Origin of the sequence: Streptomyces sp. NPDC059989 (assembly GCF_042736975.1) — a bacterium.
Classification (GTDB): Bacteria; Actinomycetota; Actinomycetes; order Streptomycetales; family Streptomycetaceae; genus Streptomyces.
The window spans coordinates 116,983-137,257 of record NZ_JBHWUO010000010.1; the positions used below are offsets into that span (position 1 = coordinate 116,983).

At 75.2% G+C, this 20,275-nt stretch carries 9 protein-coding genes; 6 read left to right on the plus strand and 3 right to left on the minus strand.

The window, feature by feature from the left end; translation table 11 throughout:
• Positions 1-17 precede the first annotated feature (17 nt).
• The 3 genes from ACFWBN_RS11605 to ACFWBN_RS11615 all read left to right on the plus strand — a co-directional run bounded on the left by ACFWBN_RS11605 (position 18) and on the right by ACFWBN_RS11615 (position 4,022).
• On the plus strand, positions 18-1,199 hold the full coding sequence (locus tag ACFWBN_RS11605) for an oxygenase MpaB family protein (RefSeq protein WP_385174355.1): 1,182 nt from the start codon (positions 18-20) through the stop codon (positions 1,197-1,199).
• An 87-nt stretch (positions 1,200-1,286) separates the two neighbouring features.
• Positions 1,287-2,885: a molybdopterin-dependent oxidoreductase gene (locus tag ACFWBN_RS11610; protein ID WP_385174358.1), complete on the plus strand. Its 1,599-nt coding sequence runs from the start codon at positions 1,287-1,289 to the stop codon at positions 2,883-2,885.
• 69 nt (positions 2,886-2,954) lie between these two features.
• Positions 2,955-4,022, plus strand: coding sequence for an alpha/beta hydrolase (locus tag ACFWBN_RS11615; RefSeq protein ID WP_385174362.1), 1,068 nt, complete (start codon positions 2,955-2,957; stop codon positions 4,020-4,022).
• Positions 4,023-4,085: 63 nt separating this feature from the next.
• On the opposite strand, the gene ACFWBN_RS11620 is transcribed toward ACFWBN_RS11615, so the two are convergent.
• The 3 genes from ACFWBN_RS11620 to ACFWBN_RS11630 form a co-directional block, all read right to left on the minus strand.
• Positions 4,086-5,321 carry a cytochrome P450 gene (locus ACFWBN_RS11620; RefSeq protein WP_385174594.1) on the minus strand — a complete coding sequence of 412 codons (1,236 nt, stop codon included), beginning with the start codon at positions 5,319-5,321 and terminating at the stop codon, positions 4,086-4,088.
• 96 nt (positions 5,322-5,417) lie between these two features.
• Positions 5,418-6,704, minus strand: a complete 1,287-nt coding sequence (locus tag ACFWBN_RS11625; protein ID WP_385174366.1) for a putative Ig domain-containing protein — start codon at positions 6,702-6,704, stop codon at positions 5,418-5,420.
• Between the two features lie 123 nt (positions 6,705-6,827).
• Positions 6,828-7,721 carry a LysR family transcriptional regulator gene (locus tag ACFWBN_RS11630; protein ID WP_385174371.1) on the minus strand — a complete coding sequence of 298 codons (894 nt, stop codon included), beginning with the start codon at positions 7,719-7,721 and terminating at the stop codon, positions 6,828-6,830.
• A gap of 490 nt (positions 7,722-8,211) precedes the next feature.
• Here ACFWBN_RS11630 and ACFWBN_RS11635 point away from each other — a divergent pair, with 490 nt between their 5' ends.
• Genes ACFWBN_RS11635 through ACFWBN_RS11645 form a run of 3 tightly spaced genes read left to right on the plus strand, consistent with a single transcriptional unit; the run spans position 8,212 to position 20,270 of the window.
• The gene (locus tag ACFWBN_RS11635) at positions 8,212-15,126 is read left to right on the plus strand and encodes an SDR family NAD(P)-dependent oxidoreductase (RefSeq protein ID WP_385174374.1); all 6,915 of its coding nucleotides are present in this window, start codon (positions 8,212-8,214) and stop codon (positions 15,124-15,126) included.
• Positions 15,119-19,900, plus strand: a complete 4,782-nt coding sequence (locus tag ACFWBN_RS11640; protein WP_385174377.1) for a beta-ketoacyl synthase N-terminal-like domain-containing protein — start codon at positions 15,119-15,121, stop codon at positions 19,898-19,900. The genes ACFWBN_RS11635 and ACFWBN_RS11640 overlap by 8 nt, the downstream gene beginning before the upstream one ends.
• On the plus strand, positions 19,890-20,270 hold the full coding sequence (locus ACFWBN_RS11645) for an acyl carrier protein (RefSeq protein WP_385174380.1): 381 nt from the start codon (positions 19,890-19,892) through the stop codon (positions 20,268-20,270). Before ACFWBN_RS11640 ends, ACFWBN_RS11645 begins: the two co-directional genes overlap by 11 nt.
• Positions 20,271-20,275 lie beyond the last annotated feature (5 nt).

Here is a 20,275-nt window from a genome sequence, read left to right on the forward strand (position 1 = left end):
CCAGAAGGACGACTGAAGTGAACACCACCAAGACCACCTCGGCGCGCACCCGATACGACGACGCCGCACTCGACGCCCTGCGCACCCAGGGCGATCCGCTCGCCGACGAGACCGTCGCCGCGATGTTCCACCGCAAGGAGGTCGGCGACCTCAACACCCTGATGCGGTTCTTCACCACCGCGGGGGACAAGCTGCCCGAGCAGCTCCCGGAGTCCGCGCGCGCCTATTTCGAGGCGACTGCCATGCCCCCGAGCTGGGTGGACTGGGACGTCATGGAGCAGGCCCGGCTGTTCTTCATGGACAACGCGGCCCACATCAACACCGGCCTGTCCTTCGCGGCGATGCCCGCGACCTACGCCATCCCCCGGCTCTCCCGGCTGCTCTCCTCGACGCACTCCCTCGCGTACCCCTCGCGGCGGATGGCCAACACCGGGCAGTTCGTCACCTACCTCATGCAGACCAACTCCTTCGCGGAGGGCAGCAAGTTCATCCCGGCCGCGCAGAAGGTGCGGCTGCTGCACGCGGCGGTCCGCCACCACCTGCGCCACGGCGGCCACTGGGACATCGAGAAGGACGGACTGCCGATCTGCCAGGAGGACATGATCGGGGGTCAGATCTGCTTCTCGCTCCTGGTGCTCGACGCCATGCACCAGCTCGGCATCCACATGAGCGAGGACGGCGCGGAGGCCTACTTCTACGCCTGGCGCGTCGTGGGCGCCATGCTGGGCTGCGACATGTCGGCGGTGCCGGAGAGCCTCGCGGAGGCCCGCGACTACTGCGACCTGTACCTCCTGCGCAACCTCGGCCCCTCGCCCGAGGGGGTGAAGCTCAACGCCCAGCTGATGCGGATGTACGAGGACGTGGTCCCCGGCACCTTCTTCGACCCGATGGTGCCCGCCACCGTCCGCTACCTCGTCGGCGACACCATCGGCGACTGGCTGGAGATCCCGCGCACGCCCTGGGACACGGCGGCCAAGGCGGTACCGGTGTTCCTCGGGCTGCTGGAGACGATCGAGGACAGCAGCCCGTACGCGGAGTGGGCGCTCGACAAGGCGGGCTCGCTGCTCTCCGGCCTCGAACTGTCCGCGCTGACCCGGGGCCGGGTGATGCACCACGCCATCCCGGAGGAGCTGAAGGACGAGTACGGGGTGAAGGCGCCGCGCACCGGGCGCTGGGTGCCGCCGGCGCCCGTGCACTGACCGGCGGCCCTCACCGGCGGCCCCGACCGGCGGCCGCGGCAGCGGGAGCGCCGGGCCGGACCCCGGGGGGCGAGGCACACTGGCCGTGTGAAGGCAGATCCGAGGCGCCCGGGGCCGCCGGGGCGGCCGCCGCGCCTGCTCGGCGCCGCCGGTGGCGTGATCGCCGCGTGCGCCGGGCTGGCCCTCGCCGAGCTGGCCGCGGCCGCCGTCCGGCCGGAGGCGTCCCCGCTCACGGCGGTCGGCGGGGCCGTGGTCGACCGTACGCCCGCGGCCGTCAAGGAGTGGGCCATCCGGCAGTTCGGCACCGCCGACAAGCTGGTGCTCACCCTCGGCATCGTCGCCCTCCTGGGCGCCGTGGCCGTCGGGGCCGGCCTGCTCGCCCTCCGCCGGCTCCCCGCAGGCATGGCCCTCGCCGGCGGCTTCGGGGTGCTGGGCGCGGCCGCCGCGCTCAGCCGGCCGGAGGCGACCTGGCGGGACGCCCTGCCCTCGCTGGTGGGCGGGGCCGCCGCCGCCGGGGTGCTGTACCTGCTGGTCACGGCGTTGCGACGACCACGACCGGCCGGGACGTCGGCCGGCGGCGCCTGGGCGATGGACCGCCGCGGCTTCGGCCGCCTCGTCGCCGCCACCCTGGCGGTCTCGGCCGGGGCCGGCTACGCCGGACGCCGCCTCGGGGCCTACGGCTCCGCCGGCGCGACCGCCTCCCGGGCCGGATTCCGCCTCCCCGCGCCCGCCGTGCCGGCGCCGCCCGTACCCGCCGGCGCGGACCTGCGGGTACCCGGGGTCTCCCCCTTCCTCACCCCGAACCGGGACTTCTACCGCGTGGACACCGCCCTCGTCGTCCCCCGCGTGGACGCGGACACCTGGCGGCTGCGCATCCACGGGGAAGGCGTCGCGAAACCCCTCACCCTCGACCTGCGGGAGCTGCTCACCCGCCCCCTGGTCGAGCACGACATCACCCTGTGCTGTGTGTCCAACGAGGTCGGGGGCCCGTACGCGGGCAATGCCCGCTGGCTCGGCGTCCGCCTCGCGGACCTGCTCCGCGAGGCCGGTGTACGGCCTCCGTCGCAGGGCGGTCCGGCCGACCAGCTGGTGGCCCGTTCGGTGGACGGCATGACCCTGGGCACGCCCGTCGAGACCGTGATGGACGGCCGGGACGCGCTGCTGGCGGTCGGGATGAACGGTGAGCCGCTGCCCTTCGCGCACGGCTTCCCCGTCCGGATGGTCGTACCGGGCCTGTACGGATACGTCTCCGCCTGCAAGTGGCTGCGCGAGCTGCGGCTGACCACCTTCGCCGCCTACGACGCGTACTGGGTGCGCCGGTCCTGGGCGGCCATGGGCCCGGTCAAGACGCAGTCGCGGATCGACACCCCGCGGGCGAGCGCGGTACTGGTGCCCGGCCCGGTGGCGGTCGCCGGGGTGGCGTGGGCGCAGCACCGGGGGATCGCCCGGGTGGAGGTACGGGTCGACGGCGGTCCGTGGCACGAGGCGCGGCTCGGGGCCGCGGACGGCGCCGACACCTGGCGCCAGTGGGTGTGGCCGTGGGAGGCGACGGCGGGCCGGCACACCCTCGAGGTCCGCGCCACGGACGGCACGGGCGCCGTCCAGACGGGGGAACGCACCGGCACCCTGCCCGACGGGGCGACCGGCTGGCACACGGTGACCGTGCGCGTCGGGTCGGCTCCCTGAGGGCGCCGCGGGCGGATTGACGCGACAATCGGACATCGGCCGCATTTCATCCCGTCAGGAGCCGGCGCCGTGGAGCTGACCAGTACGTCGTTCCTCGTCACGCTGATCGTCGTCACCGCGCTGGCCATGCTCGCCGCCCTGCTCCTGTGGAACCGGATCCCGGGCCCGGGGTGGGTGCGCTGGCCGGCGCGGGTGCTGATGATCGGGGTCTGCCAGCTCACCGCCATCTGTGTGGTGGCCACCTGGATCAACGGCAGTTACGGGCTCTACTCCTCCTGGGACGACCTGCTCGGCACCGACACCGGGCAGGAGGCGGGCTCGATGACCGGCCCGCCGCCGGGCCGGGCCAGGTTCACGCAGAACGGCGACGGCACCCGGACCACCTACTTCCGCGGCTCCCACTCCAAGCTCGCCGGGCAGGTCACGGTGTGGACTCCCCCGGAGTACGACGCACCGGGCGCGGACCGCACCCGCTTTCCGGTGCTGATGCTGCTGCACGGCTATCCGGGCACACCCCGGACGTGGATGGACCTCGGGAACATGCCGGGCGCGCTCGACCAGCTGGTGCAGCTGGGCGCGGCGCACCCCTTCATCCTGGTGGTGCCGGAGATCTATCCGGGCGGGGTGAACACCGACTGCAGCAACACCCCGCGGCGCAAGATCGCCGACTGGCTCGCGCAGGACGTGCCGGAGCTGGTCACGCGGAACTTCCGTACGCTGCCGGCCCCGGCCGGCTGGGGGCTGATGGGCGTGTCGACCGGGGGCTTCTGCGCGGCCAAGCTGCCGTTGCAGTACCCGAAGGTGTTCCGGGCGGGCGCGGCCCTGGACCCGGATCCGCTGACCGGCGACCCGGAGGTGCTGCCCGACCCGGCCCTGCGCGAGCGCAACAGCCCGATGTGGCTGGTCGAGCACACGAAGAAGGCGGACGTCGGGCTGTTCCTGGCCACCTCCGCGCAGGACAAGGACAGCCCGCCCCAGCAGCTGGAGGCCTTCACCAAGGCCGCGGCGGGCAGCGGGGTCCGGGTCAAGACGCTCGTCCGCCCGGAAGGCGGGCACAACTTCCAGACCTGGATCGCGATGTACCCGGAGGCCCTGGGCTGGCTGAGCACGCAGCTCGCGCCGCCGAGCGCGGCGTGACTCCCCCGGACGGCCCAGGCACCCGGCGGGAAGCCCCGCCGGGGCCGAGGTGCCGCGGCGCCGCTACGTCCGTACCGGGCGGACCGGCAGCGACGGCACGTTGTTGCTGACGAAGCTGCGCTGGTGCGGGATCTCCGCCTCGGGGACGGCGAGGTCCAGGTCGGGGTAGCGGGTGAAGAGCCTCTCCAGGGCGATGGTGGCCTCCAGCCGGGCCAGCGGGGCGCCCATGCAGTAGTGCGCGCCGTGGCCGAAGGAGAGGCTGCGGGCGGCCGTGGGACGGGTGATGTCGAAGCGGTCGGCGTCCGGGCCGTGGAAGGCCTCGTCACGGCCGGCGGCGCTGTAGCCGGCGAGCACCGGGGTGCCCTGCGGGATCACCGTTCCTTCGACGTCCAGGTCGCGGGTCGGGTAGCGGAAGGGGAACCAGCTGACCGGGGAGTCCCAGCGCAGGGTCTCGTCCACCACGTCCGACCAGGTCGCCTTGCCCTCCAGGACGAGGGCCAGCTGGTCGCGGTGGGTGCACAGGGCGCGGACCGCGTTGGTGATCAGGTTGAGGGTGGTCTCGTGGCCGGCGACCAGCATCAGCCGCATGGTGCCGATGAGTTCGACCTCGCTGAGCCGGTCGCCGTCGGCCTCGCGGGCCGCGATCAGGGCGCTGGTGAGGTCTTCCCCGGGGGCCTCGCGGCGGGCGGCCGCGATGACACCGGTCAGGGCGACGAGCTCCTGGAGGGCGGCCATCTTCTCGGCCGGGGTGACGTCGGTCGCGATGATCACCTTGTTGGTCAGCCGGTGCAGCCGGTCCCGGTGCTCGGGGTCCACGCCGAGCAGCTCGCAGATGACGCTCATCGGGAGCGGGAGGGCGAAGTGCGTGTGCAGGTCGGCGACCCCGTCGGGGGCTTCGGCCGCCGCCCGCCCGAGGTCGTCGAGGAGTTCGGCCGTCAGCTCTTCGACGCGCGGCCGCAGCCGTTCCACCTGGCGGGCCGTGAAGGCCTTGCCGACCAGCGAGCGCAGCCGGCGGTGGTCGTCGTCGTCGGAGGTGTGCATGCCCTGGGCGTTGGCGAAGACCCGCAGCGGCCAGTCGGGCGGGATGGTGCCGTCGTGCAGGGCCGGGAAGTGCCGGGCGTCCTTGGCCACGTCGGGGTGGGCGAGGAACTCCTTCAGCGCGTCGTGTCCCAGGACGACCGCGCCGGGCACGCCGCCGGGCAGTACGACCTCGGCCACGGCGCCCTGGGCGCGCAGCCGGGCGTTCAGCGCGTGCGGGCAGCCGCCCGCGGGGTCGATGACGTGCGGGACGGGTGACATGGGGGACGACAAGCCGGATCTCCTGACCTGATGAACGAATCTCGGTCAACAGTGCGGCTTCGGGGGCGGGTTGTACAAGCCCGCCCCCGGGCCGTCTCAGAACCAGTTGACGGTCAGCGCGAACGAGGTGCCCGCGGAGGCTCCGGTGGAGTCGGTCGCGGTGGCCGTGACCTGGACCGTTCCGCTGCTCCAGGGCTTGCCGGTGATGCGTCCGGAGGCGGCGTCGAGGGACAGGCCCCAGGGCAGGCCGGAGGCGGCGTACCGGACGGGCGGCTTACCGCCGGTGGTGCTGAGCTGGATGGTGCAGGACTGGTTGAACTTGCACGTCTGCGGGCCGGGGTTGGCGAGCTTCAGGTCCCCGGGGGTGGGAGTGGGGGTCGGTGTCGGGGTGGGAGTGGGCGTCGGCGTGGGAGTGGGCGTCGGTGTGGGGGTCGGCGTGGGCGTCGGTGTCGTGCCGCAGCCGGGCATCGCTTCCGGCGGCAGCGGCACCCGCCAGATCTGGGTGTCGTTCTCCGACCCGACGAACAGGTTCGCGCAGTCGGCGTACGTCACCGTCTCGCCCTGCGACTGGGCGGGCAGGGGCACATCGGCGAGCTTGGTCCCCGCCGTGTCGTACACGGAGGCCGTGTTGGCGCCCAGCGGTCCGCCGCTGCGCAGCACGTACGAGGCTCCCGTCGGCGAGAAGGCTCCGTCGGTGGCGAACACCGGGCCGGGCCCGACCGCCGTGAGGGTGTTGACCTGCCCGGTCGCCGGCGGGAGCGGGGCCTGGTACAGCTGGCCTGCGGCTCCGATGAGCTTGCTCGCGATGTAGAGCCGGCCGGTGACGGGGTCGGCGAGCAGGGACTCCGCGTCGTGCTTGCCGTCGGCGTAGGCGAAGCGGTAGGTCGTCGGGGTCACGGTGGCGTTGGCGAGCTGCGCGGGCTCGGCGAAGCCGTGCACGGTGATCTCGGCGCGGCCGCTGAAGTTGTCCCCGATGTCGCCGACCAGGATCACCGGGCCGCCCGCGGCGTCCTTGCCGATCGCCAGGCCCTCCCAGTCGGTGTTGCCGACGCCGGAGACGGTCAGGGTGGCCCTGAGTACGCCGGTGGCGCCCGTGCAGTCGATCGCGAAGACCTGGTTGGTGTTCCCGCTGTCGTTGACGGCGTAGAAGACGCCCGGGTGCCTGCGGCTCATCGCGAGCCCGCTGAGCTCGGCCAGGCCGCCGGGCAGGGTGCACTTCTTCTCCGGCGCCAGGGCGGCGGCGGCCGCGGGGCCGGCCGGGACCGCGGCGGCGGCAGGGGAGGCGGTGGCGCTGGTCATCCAGGCCACCGCGGGCAGGATCGTGGCGAGGGCCGCGGCCGCGAGGGCGGCGGCGGCCCGTGGGGCTGTCAGGAGTCGGGACATGCGGACCATGTGAGGCGGCAGCGGCCGAGGACACCAGGCCCAACCACCCCCCGTTCGAGCATCGTTCAATGCCGCGCCGGCATGCCTCCGGTATGCCTCCGGTACGCCTTCCGGTGGCCGGGCTCAGCGCACCGGCTCCCGCATGGGCGCCTTGCGTCCGACGTGCGCGATGAAGGCGCGGGCCACGCGGCTCAGCGGCCGCCGGGCGTGCGCGATGCCCACCGGGCGGAGCAGGGGCGGCGTGAAGGAGCGGATCTCCGCCCTGGCGCCGAATGCTCTTAACACCACGTCCCGGTACCAGATGAGGGAGCCCCGGCCGTCCGTCACCCCCGTCACCCAGGCGAGGCGTTCGTCGACCTCCAGGGAGGGCACGGGGCGGACCCCGAGGCAGCTGAACATGGCCTCCATCTCGGTGCGCCGGCCGGTTCCCGGTGTGGGCAGCACCATCGGGAGCCCGTCGAGCATGCGCAGCGGCACCGGGTTGGGCAGCCGGGAGCCGATCGGCGAGATCAGCACCACCTCGCGCTCCTGTATGTGGTGGGTGGAGAGCTCCTTGTCGATCGGCAGGTCGACCAGCGCCAACTCGGCCCGGCCCTGGTTCAGTTCCTGGACGACCGCCTCCCTGCTGTCGTGCTGGTGGAGCCGGACGTCCACGCCGGGATGGCGCTCGGTGAAGGCGGCGACCAGGTCGGCGGCCAGGTCGAGGGCGAGGGTGGGTGTGGTGACGACGGCGAGGGAGCCCCGGGAGTCCTTGCCGTGCGGGGTCCCGATGTCGTCGATGGCCTCGACCGCGTTGAGCACGGTACGGGCCAGCCGGACGACCCGGGCCCCTTCCGGTGTGAGGTCCACCCCCCTTCCCCGGCGGGCGAGGAGTTCGACGCCCAGGTCGCGCTCCATGGCCTGGACGGCCCGGGAGAGCGCGGACTGGGCGACGAAGACGGAGGCCGCGGCGCCGGTGATGGAGCGGCAGTCGGCAACGGCGACGAGGTAGCGGAGTTGCGCGAGGGTGGGGGTCATGACCGGACGGTAACCGCGGGAAGGTGCACCTGTAAGGGCCGCAGGGTGAACAACTGTCAGCCCCGGGAGCGGCGTTCATGCCGGGTCGGCGGCAAGACATGCCGGTGCGGCATGAGCCACGGGGATCCGGTACGTCGGCCCGCGCATCGGGTCGGCCCACCCCGGCGGGAATCACCGCAGGCCACCGGCTCGGCGGGGGCGTTCCGCCGGTCCGCGCGGGGCGGGTTCCGAGTGGTCTGCGGGTCCCGAAGGCCCGAAGCATCGTATTCCGTATGGCTGTTGACAGTGCACGGCGCCCCCCGCACGATGCAACGCGGCGTCCCGGCATTTGATCGTTGTTCAAGGTTCAAGCTCGCCCCCGATCGGCCGGGGAGCCCGGCCGGTGTGCGCAAGAGGCGCCCGGTCCGCACGACCCGCAGTTCTCATCGCTCTCCCCGGTTCTTCCGCCCCGCACAGCGCCATGTCACACAGCACTGGAAGAGGAGCGCCCGTGACCCCCCATCCCCCGCAGTCCGCCGCCGCCACCCGCGATCTGGTCGTCGCGGTCAGTCCGTTCGAGGAGCCACACCCGCGGATCGTGACCGCCGCCGAGCGCGCCGGGGCCCTCGGGCTGCTCGACCTCGGCCGGGACGCGAGCGCCGCGCGGCGCGCCTTCGCGGAACTGGCCCGCCGGCTCGGCGAAGGCGGCCGCTACGGGGTGCGGGTGCCCGTGGGCTGCCCGACCGGGCCCGGGGAGCTGCCGTCCGCCGTGGACACCGTGCTGCTGGCCGATCCCGCGGCGCACACCCCGGAGCAGGTGGCCGCCTGGGCCGCGGCGTCCGGCGGGCCCCGCGTGTGGGCCGAGGTCACCAGCCCGGCGGAGGCCGCGGCCGCCGTGGCCGCCGGGGCGGAGGCACTCGTCGCCAAGGGCCACGAAGCCGGTGGCCGGGTGGGCGGGACCACCACCTTCGTCCTGCTCCAGCAGCTGCTCGCGGACCCCGGGCGCGCGGTGCCCGTGCGGGCGTGCGGCGGGATCGGGCCGCACACGGCGGCCGCGGCCGTCGCGGGCGGAGCCGCCGGGGTGCTGCTCGACGTACAACTCGCCCTGACCGCCGAGGGCGAGGAGGCGCTGCCGGCCGAAGTCGCGGCGGCACTGCGGGCGATGGACGGCTCCGAGACCCGCCTCGTCGACGGGCACCGGGTGTTCGCACGGCCCGACCTGCCCCCGCCGCCGGAGGGGCAGGTCGCCGCGCTGCTGGGCGCCCGGGACCTGCGGGCGCAGCTGCTGCCCGTCGGGCAGGACGGGGCCGCGGCGGCCCGGCTGGCCGCCCGCCACCGGACCACGGGCGGGGTGATCCAGGCCGTGCGGGAGGCCATCGCCGGGCATCTGGCCGCCGCCGTACGGGCCCGGCCGCTGGAGCGGGCCCTGCCCGTCGTCCAGGGGCCGATGACGCGGGTGAGCGACCAGGCGGCCTTCGCCGAGGCGGTGGCCGCGGCGGGCGGGGTCCCGTACCTGGCGCTCGCGGTCATGGCGGGCCCCGACGTGCGCAGGCTCCTCGCCGAGAGCGCCGAGCGGCTCGGGGACCGCCCCTGGGGCGTGGGCCTGCTCGGTTTCGCCCCGGCCGAGCTGCGGCGCGAGCAGCTGGCCGCCGTGGCCGAGGCCCGCCCGCCGTACGCGATCATCGCGGGCGGCACCCCGGCGCAGGCCGCGCCGCTGGAGGCGGCCGGGATCCGGACGCACCTGCACGTGCCGTCGCCGGGGCTGCTGGAGCGGTATCTCGCCGAGGGGGCGCGGCGGTTCGTGTTCGAGGGGCTGGAGTGCGGGGGGCACGTCGGTCCGCGGGCCTCGTTCCCGCTCTGGGAGGAGCAGATCGAACGGCTGCTGTCCTGCCCCGAACCGGCGGCCCTCGACGTGCTGTTCGCGGGCGGCATCCACGACGAGCGCTCCGCGGCGATGGCCGTGGCGGCAGCCGCGCCGCTGGCCGATCGGGGGGCGCGGATCGGGGTGCTGATGGGTACGGCGTACCTGTTCACGAAGGAGGCCGTGGCGGCGGGGGCGGTCCGGCCGGTCTTCCAGCGGGCGGCGGTGGAGTGCGCCGACACCGTGCTGCTGCACACCGCGCCCGGCCACGCGACCCGCTGCGCGGCGACCCCGTACACCGAGGCCTTCGAGGCCACCCGCCGGCGCCTCACGGCCGCCGGCCTCGAACCGCGGGACGTCTGGGAGCAATTGGAACACCTCAACCTGGGCCGCCTCCGGCTGGCCTCCAAGGGCCTCCGCCGCGCCGGCGACACCGGAGCGGACGGTAAGCCAGCGGATGCTGCGGACGCCCCGGACGCACCCCGGCTGGAAGCCGTCGGCGAGGAGGAGCAGTACGCGGAGGGGCTGTTCATGCTGGGGCAGGCGGCGACCCTGCGGGACGGGACCACGACCGTGGCCGCGCTGCACGCGCAGGTGACCGAGGGGGCGACGCGCTTCCTGGACCGGCGGGCCCGGGAGGTCACCGGGCCGCATACCCGGCCGGATCGGGCGGCGGCCGCCGATCCGCTCGACATCGCCATCGTCGGAATGGCCTGCGCCTACCCCGGGGCGCCCGACCTCGCCGCCTACTGGGCACGGATCCTGGCCGGTACGGACGCCGTGACCGAGGTGCCGGCCGAGCGCTGGGACCCGGCGCTCTACTACGACGCCGACCCGGCCCGGGCCGGCGAGCGCACGCCCTCCCGGTGGGGCGGCTTCCTCGGGCCCGTGCCCTTCGACGCCCTCGCGCACGGCATCCCGCCGGCCTCGCTCGCCGGGATCGAGCCGGTCCAGCTGCTGGCCCTGGAGATCTCCGCGCGGGCCCTGACGGACGCCGGCTACGGCCGGGACCGGGAGTTCGACCGCTCCCGGACCTCCGTGGTCTTCGGCGCCGAGGCCGGCACCGAACTGGCGGGCGCGTACGGCCTGCGCGCACTGCTCCCGGCCTACCTGGGCGAGGTCCCGCCCGCCCTGGACGAGCAGCTGCCCCGGCTCACCGAGGACTCCTTCCCCGGCATCCTCGCCAACGTCATCGCCGGCCGGGTCGCCAACCGCCTCGACCTGGGCGGCGCGAACTGCACGGTCGACGCCGCCTGCGCCTCCTCCCTGGCCGCCCTCGACCTCGCCTGCCGCCAACTGCGCGACGGAGACAGCGACATGGTGGTCTGCGGCGGAGCCGACGTGCACAACGGCATCAACGACTACCTGATGTTCTCCTCGGTCCGTGCCCTGTCCCCCACCGGCCGCTGCCGCCCCTTCGACGCCGCCGCCGACGGAATCGCGCTCGGCGAGGGCGTCGGCGCACTCGTCCTCAAGCGGCTCGCGGACGCCGAGCGGGCCGGCGACCGGGTGTACGCCGTGGTGAAGGCGGTCGGCGCGGCCAGCGACGGCCGGTCCCTGGGCCTGACCGCGCCCCGCCCGGAAGGGCAGCGCCGAGCCCTGGAGCGGGCCTACGCCCGGGCCGGCATCACCCCGGGCGAGGTGGGCCTGATCGAGGCGCACGGCACCGGCACGGTGGTCGGCGACAGCACCGAACTCACCGTCCTCACCGACCTCTTCACCGCCTCCGGCGCCGCGCCCGGATCCTGCGCCCTGGGTTCGGTGAAATCGCAGCTCGGGCACACCAAGTGCGCGGCCGGCCTGGCCGGGCTGATCAAGGCCGCGCGGGCCGTCCACACGGGCGTGCGGCCGCCCACCCTGCACATCGACACGCCGAACCCGGCCTGGCAGGCGGAGACCAGCCCCTTCACCTTCGACACCGAGGCCCGGCCCTGGGCGGCGCCCCCGCGCCAACGCATCGCGGGCGTGAGCGCCTTCGGCTTCGGCGGCACCAACTATCACGCGGTGCTGGCCGGTTACGAGGGCACCGCGGAGCCCCGGCACGGCCTGGAGGAGTGGCCCGCCGAGCTGTTCTGCTTCCGCGGTGAGGACCGCCGGGCGGCGGGCCGGGCGATGGCGCGGCTCGCGGCCCGGCTGGAGGAGAACGACGCCGCCGGCCGCCCATGGGCACTGCGCGACCTCGCCGCGGAGGCCGCCACGGGCTCCGGCCCGATCCGCGTGGCGATCGTGGCCGCCGACCCCGACGAGCTCGCGACCCGGCTGGAACAGGCCCGGACCTTCACTCCCGGCCCGGGTGTCCACGTACGGGAGGACTCGGCCGACCCCGGCCGGGTGGCGTTCCTCTTCCCCGGCCAGGGCAGCCAACGACCCGGAATGCTCTCCGAGTTGTTCACCGCCTTCCCCTTCCTCCGCGAACTCCTGGACACCGCTCCCACCACGGTGGTCAGGGCGATGTTCCCCCCGGCGGCCTTCACCACCGAGGACCGGACGGCCCAGCGGGCAGCGCTCACCGACACCCGGATGGCCCAGCCGGCCCTGGGCCTGGCCGGAGCGGCGGCACACCGCCTCCTCACCCACCTCGGCGTCCGACCCGACTCCGTGGCCGGCCACTCGTACGGAGAGCTCACCGCGCTCTGGGCGGCGGACGCCTACGACACGGAGACCCTCCTGCGGCTGAGCACCCGCCGCGCCGAGGCGATCCTCGCGGCGGCCGGCACGGACCCGGGCTCCATGGCAGCCGTCTCCGCCGCACCGGCCGAAGTCCGGGAGATCGCGGCCCGCGCGGGCTGCGTGGTGGCCAACCACAACGCACCCCGTCAATGCGTGATCTCGGGCCCGACGACAGCCGTCTCCACGGCAGTGGCCGCACTCCGGGAAGCGGGCCTGTCGGCGGAGCCGATCCCGGTGGCCTGCGCCTTCCACAGCGCGGTCGTGGCGGGCGCGGCGACGACGCTCGCCACGGAGCTGGCCGGTACGGCGGTGGCCGACCCCGCCGTACCGGTCTGGTCGAACACCACGGCCTCCCCCTATCCGCCCGGTCCCGATGCCGTACGAGGCCTTGCAGCACGCCAGGTCGCGGAGCCGGTCCGGTTCGTGGAGCAGGTGGAGGCCATGTACGCGTCCGGAGTCCGCACCTTCGTGGAAGCGGGCCCGGGCCGGGTCCTGACCGGCCTGATCGGCCGCATCCTCCACGACCGCCCCCACACGGCGGTCCCACTGGACGTACCGGGCGAACACGGCCTGGTCCGCCTGCTCACGGCACTGGCGGAACTGACGACAACGGGCGTGGCAATAGACCCCGAGGCCCTGTTCCGCGGCCGAACCACCCAACTCCCGGAACGAGCCCCGGGCCGCCCGGGCTGGCTGGTGGACGGCCACCTGGTCCGCACAGCGACCGGCACCCCGGTATCCGGCGGCCTCCGCCCACCCACCCGGGTATCCCTGCCCCCGTCCCCGTCCCCAGACCGACGCGAGGAGGCAGTCCTGGAATACCTCCGGGGCACGCGCGAACTGGTGGAGGCCCAACGGGACATCCTCCTGGGCTACCTGGGCGCTGCAAGTCCGGACAGCCAGGGCGGTTCCGGCGGGGACGGGCGTGTGCCGGGGCGCCCCCGCAGGGCGCCGAACGCAACGCCGCTTCCACTCTCCGACCCCTGGTCACGTTCGGCGCCCGAGGAGGTGCCCCGGCGCGCGACCGGCCCCGCCGGAACCGCCCCCACCGATACCGACCCCGCCAACGACGCGCCGCCGGCCGCCCGGTCCGCCGAGTCGGTCATGGAGGCCGTCCTGGAGATCGTCCACACCCGGACCGGCTACCCCCGGGAGATGCTCGACCCGGAGCTGGACCTGGAGGCGGACCTGTCCATCGACTCCATCAAGCGGGTCGAGATCATCGGTGCCCTGGCCGACCGAATCGGCCTCCCCCAGGACCCCGGCGGCTCGGCCGAGTCCGCAGTCGAAGAGTTGTCCCGCATCAAGACCCTGCGCGGAATAGTGGACTGGGTGGTGTCCCACACGCAGGGCGCCCCCGACGGCTCCGTCGGAACCGCCCCCGAACCACTGCCCACCACACCCCCGGTGACCCGCCTCCGCATAGAGCTCCGGCCCGCACCGCCGGCCCCCGCCCCCGACCCGACGACAGCCCTGCGCAACCTCCGCATCGGCATCGTCGAGGACACCGAAGGCCTGGCCCGCACCCTCGCCGAAGCCCTGCGCGCCCACGGCGCCGAAGCGCAGGTCCTGCCCACGCCCGAGGCCGGCTTCGACGGCCTGATCGACCTGTCCGCACTGCGGCCGGGAGCCGAGCCGGTCCTGCCCGAGGCCTTCCCCGGCCTGCAACGCGCCCTGACCGCCGGCCTGCCCAGGCTCCTCCTCGTCACCACACCCGGCACCCCCGGCGCCGGCCTGCACGGCTTCGCCCGCAGCGCCGCCCTCGAATTCCCCGGCACGCTGATCCGCGCGGTGGAGGTCCACCCCAAGGAGGACCAGGAACGCATCACGACCCAGCTCGTCACGGAACTCACAGACGGCGGCGGCCACAACCCGGAAGCCGGAGACGGCGGAAGCCCCACGCCGGAAGCCCCCACCCCACCCTCAGTCGGCTACACCCTGGACGGCACCCGCTCCACCCGCCACCCCGTCCCCGCCCCCCTGCACGCAACCGGCGGCGCCCCACCCCTGGACCCCGACTCCGTGGTCCTGCTCACGGGCGGCGCCCGCGGGATCACCGCCCGCACCGCCCTCGCCCTGGCCCGCGCCACCGGATGCCACATCGAGCTGATCGGGCGCACGCCCGAACCGACCGGTGACGCCGATGAGTTCGGGCAGGCCCACGACCGGGTCGCCCTCCGCGCCGCGCTGATCGCCGCGGGGCTCCGTACGCCCGCCGAGATCGAGGCGGCGGCCTCGCGGATCCTCGCGGAGCGCGAGGTACGGGCCGCCCTGGCCGCCCTCGCCACAGCGGCGGCCTCCGTGCGCTACCACTGCGCGGACGTCACGGACGAGCAGGCCGTACGGGCCGTCGTGGCCGATGTCCGGGCGCGCCACGGCCGGCTCGACGGCATCGTGCACGGCGCCGGGATCCTGCGCGACGGACTGCTGCGCGACAAGCAGCCGGCCGACTTCACCGAGGTGTTCACTACCAAGGTGGCCGGCGCCCGCCACCTGGCCGCCGCGGCCGCCGAGCACGGGTCGTGCCCCGCTCCCCGGTTCCTGGCCCTGTTCGGCAGTGTCGCCGGGGTGTACGGCAACCGCGGCCAGAGCGACTACGCCGCGGCCAACGACGCCCTCGACGGCCTGGCCCACACCTGGGCGGAGTCCTTCCCGGGCCGGGTGCTGGCCGTGGACTGGGGCCCCTGGGCGGCGGAGGCGGGCGGGATGGTGACCCCCGAGCTGGAGCGCGCGTACGCCCGGCGCGGGATCCCGCTGATCGCCCCGGAGGCGGGCACCGCCGCGTTCCTCGACGAACTGGCGTACGGAAACGACGTACAGGTAGTCCTGATGGCATCGGCATCGCCATCGCCATCGGCATCCGCATCCCCGGAAAAGGACAGCGGCGATGAGTGAGCGCCGGCGGCCCGGCGGCCCGCGCCCCACCGACGCAGCGATCGTAGGAATGGGCGCGGTGTTCCCGGGCGCCGCCGACCTGGCCTGCTACCGGCGCAACCTGTTCGCCGGTACGGACTCCATCGGCGACGTCCCGCCCGGACGCTGGGATCCCGAGGTGTACTACGACCCGGACGGCGCAACGAAACCAACGGCCGGCGACCGTTTCTACTGTCGGCGCGGCGGCTTCGTGGACGGGCTGGCCGCCTTCGACCCGACCCGGTTCGGGATCATGCCGGCCGCCGTGGAGGGAGCGGAGCCGGATCAGATGCTGGCCCTGCACGCGACGGCCGAGGCCATCGCGGACGCGGGCGGCGAGGACCGGCTGCCGGCCGACCGCTCCCGGATCGGGATCGTGCTGGGGCGCGGCGGGTTCATGGGCGTGGCCACGGCCCGGCTGGACCAACGGGTGCGCACCGCCCACCAGTTGGCGCAGACCTTGCGGGAGCTCGCGCCGGAGCTGGGCGAGCGGCGGATCGCGCAGGTGCGGTCGGCCTTCCAGGACGCGCTGGGTCCCGAGCGGCCTGACGCCTCGATCGGGCTGGTGCCCAGTTTCACCGCCGCCCGCACCGCGAACCGGCTGGACTTCCGCGGCCCCGCCTACACCCTCGACGCGGCTTGCGCCTCCTCCCTGCTGGCCGTGGACCAGGCGGTCGGACTGCTGGCGGGCGGGCGCTGTGACGCGGTGGTCGCCGGGGCCGTGCACCACTGCCACATCGCCACGCTGTGGAGCGTGTTCACGCAGCTGCGGGCGCTGAGCCCGAGCGAGCGGATCCGGCCCTTCGACCGCAGGGCCGACGGGACCCTGCTGTCCGAGGGCACCGGGGTGGTGCTGCTGAAGCGGCTGGCGGACGCGGAGCGCGACGGCGACCGCATCTACGCGGTGATCCGCGGTACCGGGGTGGCCGGGGACGGCCGGGCCGCGAGCCTGATGAGTCCACTGGTCGCCGGCCAGGTACGGGCGCTGGAGCGGGCCTGGCGGGAGGCCGGCCTGGATCCCCGGGCGCCGGGCGCGCTGGGGCTGCTGGAGGCGCACGGTACGGGGACACCGGTCGGGGACGCGGCCGAACTGGACACCCTGGCCCAGGTGTTCGGTCCGCCGGAGCCGAGCGGACGGGGCATCGGCTTCGGCTCGGTGAAGTCGATGCTCGGCCACACCATGCAGGCCTCCGGCATGGCCGGACTGATCAAGGCCGCCCTCTCCGTGCACGAGGGGGTGCTGCCGCCGACGCTGCACCTGGAGGAGCCGCACGCGGACCTGGCCCGGACCCGGATGCGGCCGGTGACGGCCGCGGAGCCGTGGGAGCGCGGGCCGCTGCCCCGCCGGGCCGGGGTCAACGCGTTCGGCTTCGGCGGGATCAACGCGCACGTGGTGCTGGAGGAGGCTCCGGCGGCCGCCGCCCGGCCGGCCGCCCCGGTCCGCCGGTTCCTGCCGCTGGGGGGCTCGGCGGCGCCGGTCGGCGGGGCCGCGCGGGGCGGCGTACTGCTGCTGGCGGCGGACAGTACGGCCGAACTGGCGGCGCGGCTCGCGTCGGCCTCCCGGGCGGCGGGCGGCGCGGACTCCGGCTCGGCGGCATCCGTGTCCCCGGACCCCGGCTTCCCGGACCCCGGCTTCCCGGACCCCGGTTTCCCGGTGCCCGTAGGCGGCGGGCCCTGCCGGGTGGCGGTGCTCGGGCCGACGCCCCAGCGCCTCGCCCTGGCCGCGAAGGTCGTGGCGCGCGGCCGGCCCTGGCGGGGCAGGGGCGACGTGTGGTTCACGCCGGAGCCGCTGGGCGGGCGGACGGCGTTCCTGTTCCCCGGCCTGGAGCCGGAGTTCGCACCGGTGGTGGACGACGTGGCCGACCGGCTGCGGCTCATCCCGCCCCGGCTCACCCGGGGTGCCTCGCTGGTGGAACGGGCCCTCGACGCCCTCGCGACGGGCCGCTTCTTCGCCCGGGTCCTGCCGGGCCTCGGCATCGAAGCCGACGTACTGGCGGGCCACAGCCTCGGCGAGTGGGCGGCGATGGTGGCCGCCGGCATGTACCCGCAGGAGGCGGCCGACACCTTCCTCGACTCGCTGCGCCCGGGCTCGCTGAAGGTCCCGGACCTCGTGTACGCGGCGCTGGGCTGCGGTGCGCGGCGGGCCGAGGCCGCGCTCCACGGGCTGGACCGGGTGGTGGTCAGCCACGACAACTGCCCGCACCAGTCGGTGGTGTGCGGGGATCCGGACCAAGTGGCCACCGTCGTCTCGCGGTTGCGCGGCGAGGGGGTGATCGGGCAGGAGCTGCCGTTCCGTTCGGGGTTCCACACCCCGATGTGGGAGCCGTACCTCGGCCAGGTGCGCGCCGCGTTCGCGCGGCTGCCGCTGCGGCCCGGGGTCCTCCCGGTCTGGTCGGCGACCACGTGCGCGCCGTTCCCCGCCGCCCCGCAGGAGGTGCGCGAGCTGGTGGTCCGCCACCTCCTGGAGCCGGTCCGCTTCCGCGAGCTGACGCTGCGCCTGTACGAGGAGGAGGGCGTGCGGAGCTTCGTGACGCTCGGCCCCGGCAGCCTGCCGGGGTTCGTCGAGGACACCCTGCGCGAGCGCCCCCACCTCTCGGTGTCCACCTCCTCCCCCCGCCTTCCCGGCCTGGCGTCCCTGAGCCGCACGTGCGCCGCGCTGTGGGTCGAGGGTCACGCGCCGCGCTGGGACCGGCTGTTCCCTGCCGGGCGCACGCAGCAGGAGGCGGGCTCCGGGCCGGTGTCCGCCGGGCCCGCGGGGCCGGCAGACACCGGGTCGGGCGCCACGGGCATCCGGCCGGCGACCGCCGCCCCGGCCGGATCGGGGCGTGCCGTGCCGCTGGACCTCGGTTCGCCCCTGGTCCGCCTCGGCGAGGAGGCCCGGACGGCGCTCGGCGGCCTCCTGCCCCCGGCTCCGGCCGTCCCGGCAACCGCGCAGACCTCACAGACCTCACAGACCGCGCAGACCACAGAGGCCGCCCAACCCACGCCCACCGGACTCCGACCGGTCCTCCTGTCCGCCCTGGACGCGGTCCTCAGCGACACCCGCTCGGCGGCCCGGAGCGTCAGCGAGGCCTGGTCGGCCGGGCGCCCGCCGGAGCCGGCCGGCCCGCTCGCCGGGCCGGGTGCGGTCGCGGGCACGGGGCCCGGTGCGCAGCCCGGCCCGCAGCCCGGCCCCACACCTGCGCCGAGCGCCACGGGGAACCACACCCTCCACGTCTCCCTGGCCGCGCTGCCCTACGTACGGGACCACTGCGTGTACCTGCAGCCCGACGACTGGCCGGAGGACTCCGACCGGTTCCCCGTCGTGCCCATGACCACCATGCTGGAGCTGGCGGCCGACGCCGCCCGCCGGTACGCCCCGCCCGGCCTCGCCGTGCTCGGCTACGAGGACGTACGGGCCCTTCGCTGGCTCCCCGTGGAACCGGCCGTCGACGTCGAGGTCACCGTGCGGGGCGACGGGCCCGGCCGGTACCGGGTCGGCCTCGGGGCGTACGCCACGGTGGTCGTCCTGCTCGGCGAGCCCGGGCACTACGGGCAGCCGCCCGCGCCCGACACCACGCCCCTGCGCGACCCGCGGCCCGCCCCCGTCAGCGCCGGGGCGCTCTACCGGGACCGGTGGATGTTCCACGGCCCCCGCTTCGCCGCCGTGCACGAGGTGCGGACCGTCGGCTCGGACGGGATCCAGGGGGTCCTGCGGGCGCTCCCCGACCCGGGCGCGCTGCTCGACGCCGCCGGCCAGCTGTTCGGGCACTGGATGCAGCTGCGCCTCCCGGTGGACCGGCTGGTGTTCCCGGCCACCGTGGACCGCATCCGGTACTCCGGGCCGCCGCCCGCCCCGCAGGAGCTCGTCTCCGCCACCGCCCGGATCCGCGAGGTGCACGACGTCACCGTGCGCGGCGACGTGGAGCTGCGCCGCGCCGGCGGCGAGGTGTGGGCGCGGATCGAGGGGTGGACGTACCGCCGGTTCGGCGCCGACGAGCGGGTCTGGCCGATGAAGTTCACCCCGGAGGTGTGCGGCATCGGCGAACCCCAGCCCGCCGGCTGGTGCCTGGCCCGGCGCCGCTGGTCCGATCCCGCCTCCCAGGAGCTCGTGATGCGCCGCTACCTGGGCGCCGCCGAACGGGCGGCCTACGAGCGGCTGTCGCCGCGCGCCCGGGCGCCCTGGCTGCTGGGCCGGATCGCCGCCAAGGACGCGCTGCGCCAACTGCTGTGGGACGGCGGCGCGGGGCCGGTGTTCCCGGCGGAGGTGCCCATCGGCAACGACCCCGCCGGCCGCCCCGTCGCCGAGGGCCCGCTCGCCCGCGGACACCGGCTGAGCATCGCCCACAAGGACCGGATCGCGGTCGCCCTCGCCCACCCCGACCGGGCCGTCGGGATCGACGTGGAGCCGGTGACCGCCGACCCGGACGCGCTGATCCGCATCGCGCTCGGACCGGACGAACTCCGCCTGGCCGAGGCCCTGGCCGCCCGCAAGGGCACGGGCCTGCCGGCCGCGCTCACCGCCCTGTGGTGCGCCAAGGAGGCCGCCGCCAAGGCGGAGGGCAGCGGGCTCGGCGGCCGGCCGCGGGACTGGCGGGTGTCCGGCGACCCGGATTCCGGCGGCCTGCTGGTGCGGTCCCCCGACGGGCACCCGTACGCCATCGAGACCACCCTGCTCGGCTCCGCGCCGCTCGACCACGTCGTCGCCTGGACCGCCCACGGCACGGCGGCGCCCACCGTCCCCTTCCACCTCACGGAGACACGTCATGGCAACTGACATCCTCGCCGAGATCACCGCCATGCTGGTGGAGATCGTCGGCGACGACTACCTCCTCGCGGAGGAGGTCACGATGGAGACGACGTTCAACGAGGATCTCGCCCTGGAGAGCATCGAGTTCGTCGCCCTCGCCGAGCTCCTCCACCACCGCTACGGCGCAGAGGTGGATCTGATGGGCTTCCTCGCGGAGAAGGACATGGACGCCATCCTCGCCATGTCCGTCGGTGAACTCGTCACCCACATCGGCCGGATCACGCACGCCTCCCTGGCACGGGCGGCGGCCGACTCGGCCACCGCCGACCCCGCCGACGCGGCCGACATCCCCGCTGCCCCGTCCACCGCGGCGGTCTCCGCCGCCACGGCCGGCTGAGCCCG

Coding starts and splice junctions, on each gene's coding strand:
- ACFWBN_RS11620 (WP_385174594.1), bottom strand. CDS start 5,321: ATGTCACCCGTCCCGCACGTCATCGACCCCGCGGGCGGCTGCCCGCAC.
- ACFWBN_RS11625 (WP_385174366.1), bottom strand. CDS start 6,704: ATGTCCCGACTCCTGACAGCCCCACGGGCCGCCGCCGCCCTCGCGGCC.
- ACFWBN_RS11630 (WP_385174371.1), bottom strand. CDS start 7,721: ATGACCCCCACCCTCGCGCAACTCCGCTACCTCGTCGCCGTTGCCGAC.
- ACFWBN_RS11640 (WP_385174377.1), top strand. CDS start 15,119: ATGAGTGAGCGCCGGCGGCCCGGCGGCCCGCGCCCCACCGACGCAGCG.
- ACFWBN_RS11645 (WP_385174380.1), top strand. CDS start 19,890: ATGGCAACTGACATCCTCGCCGAGATCACCGCCATGCTGGTGGAGATC.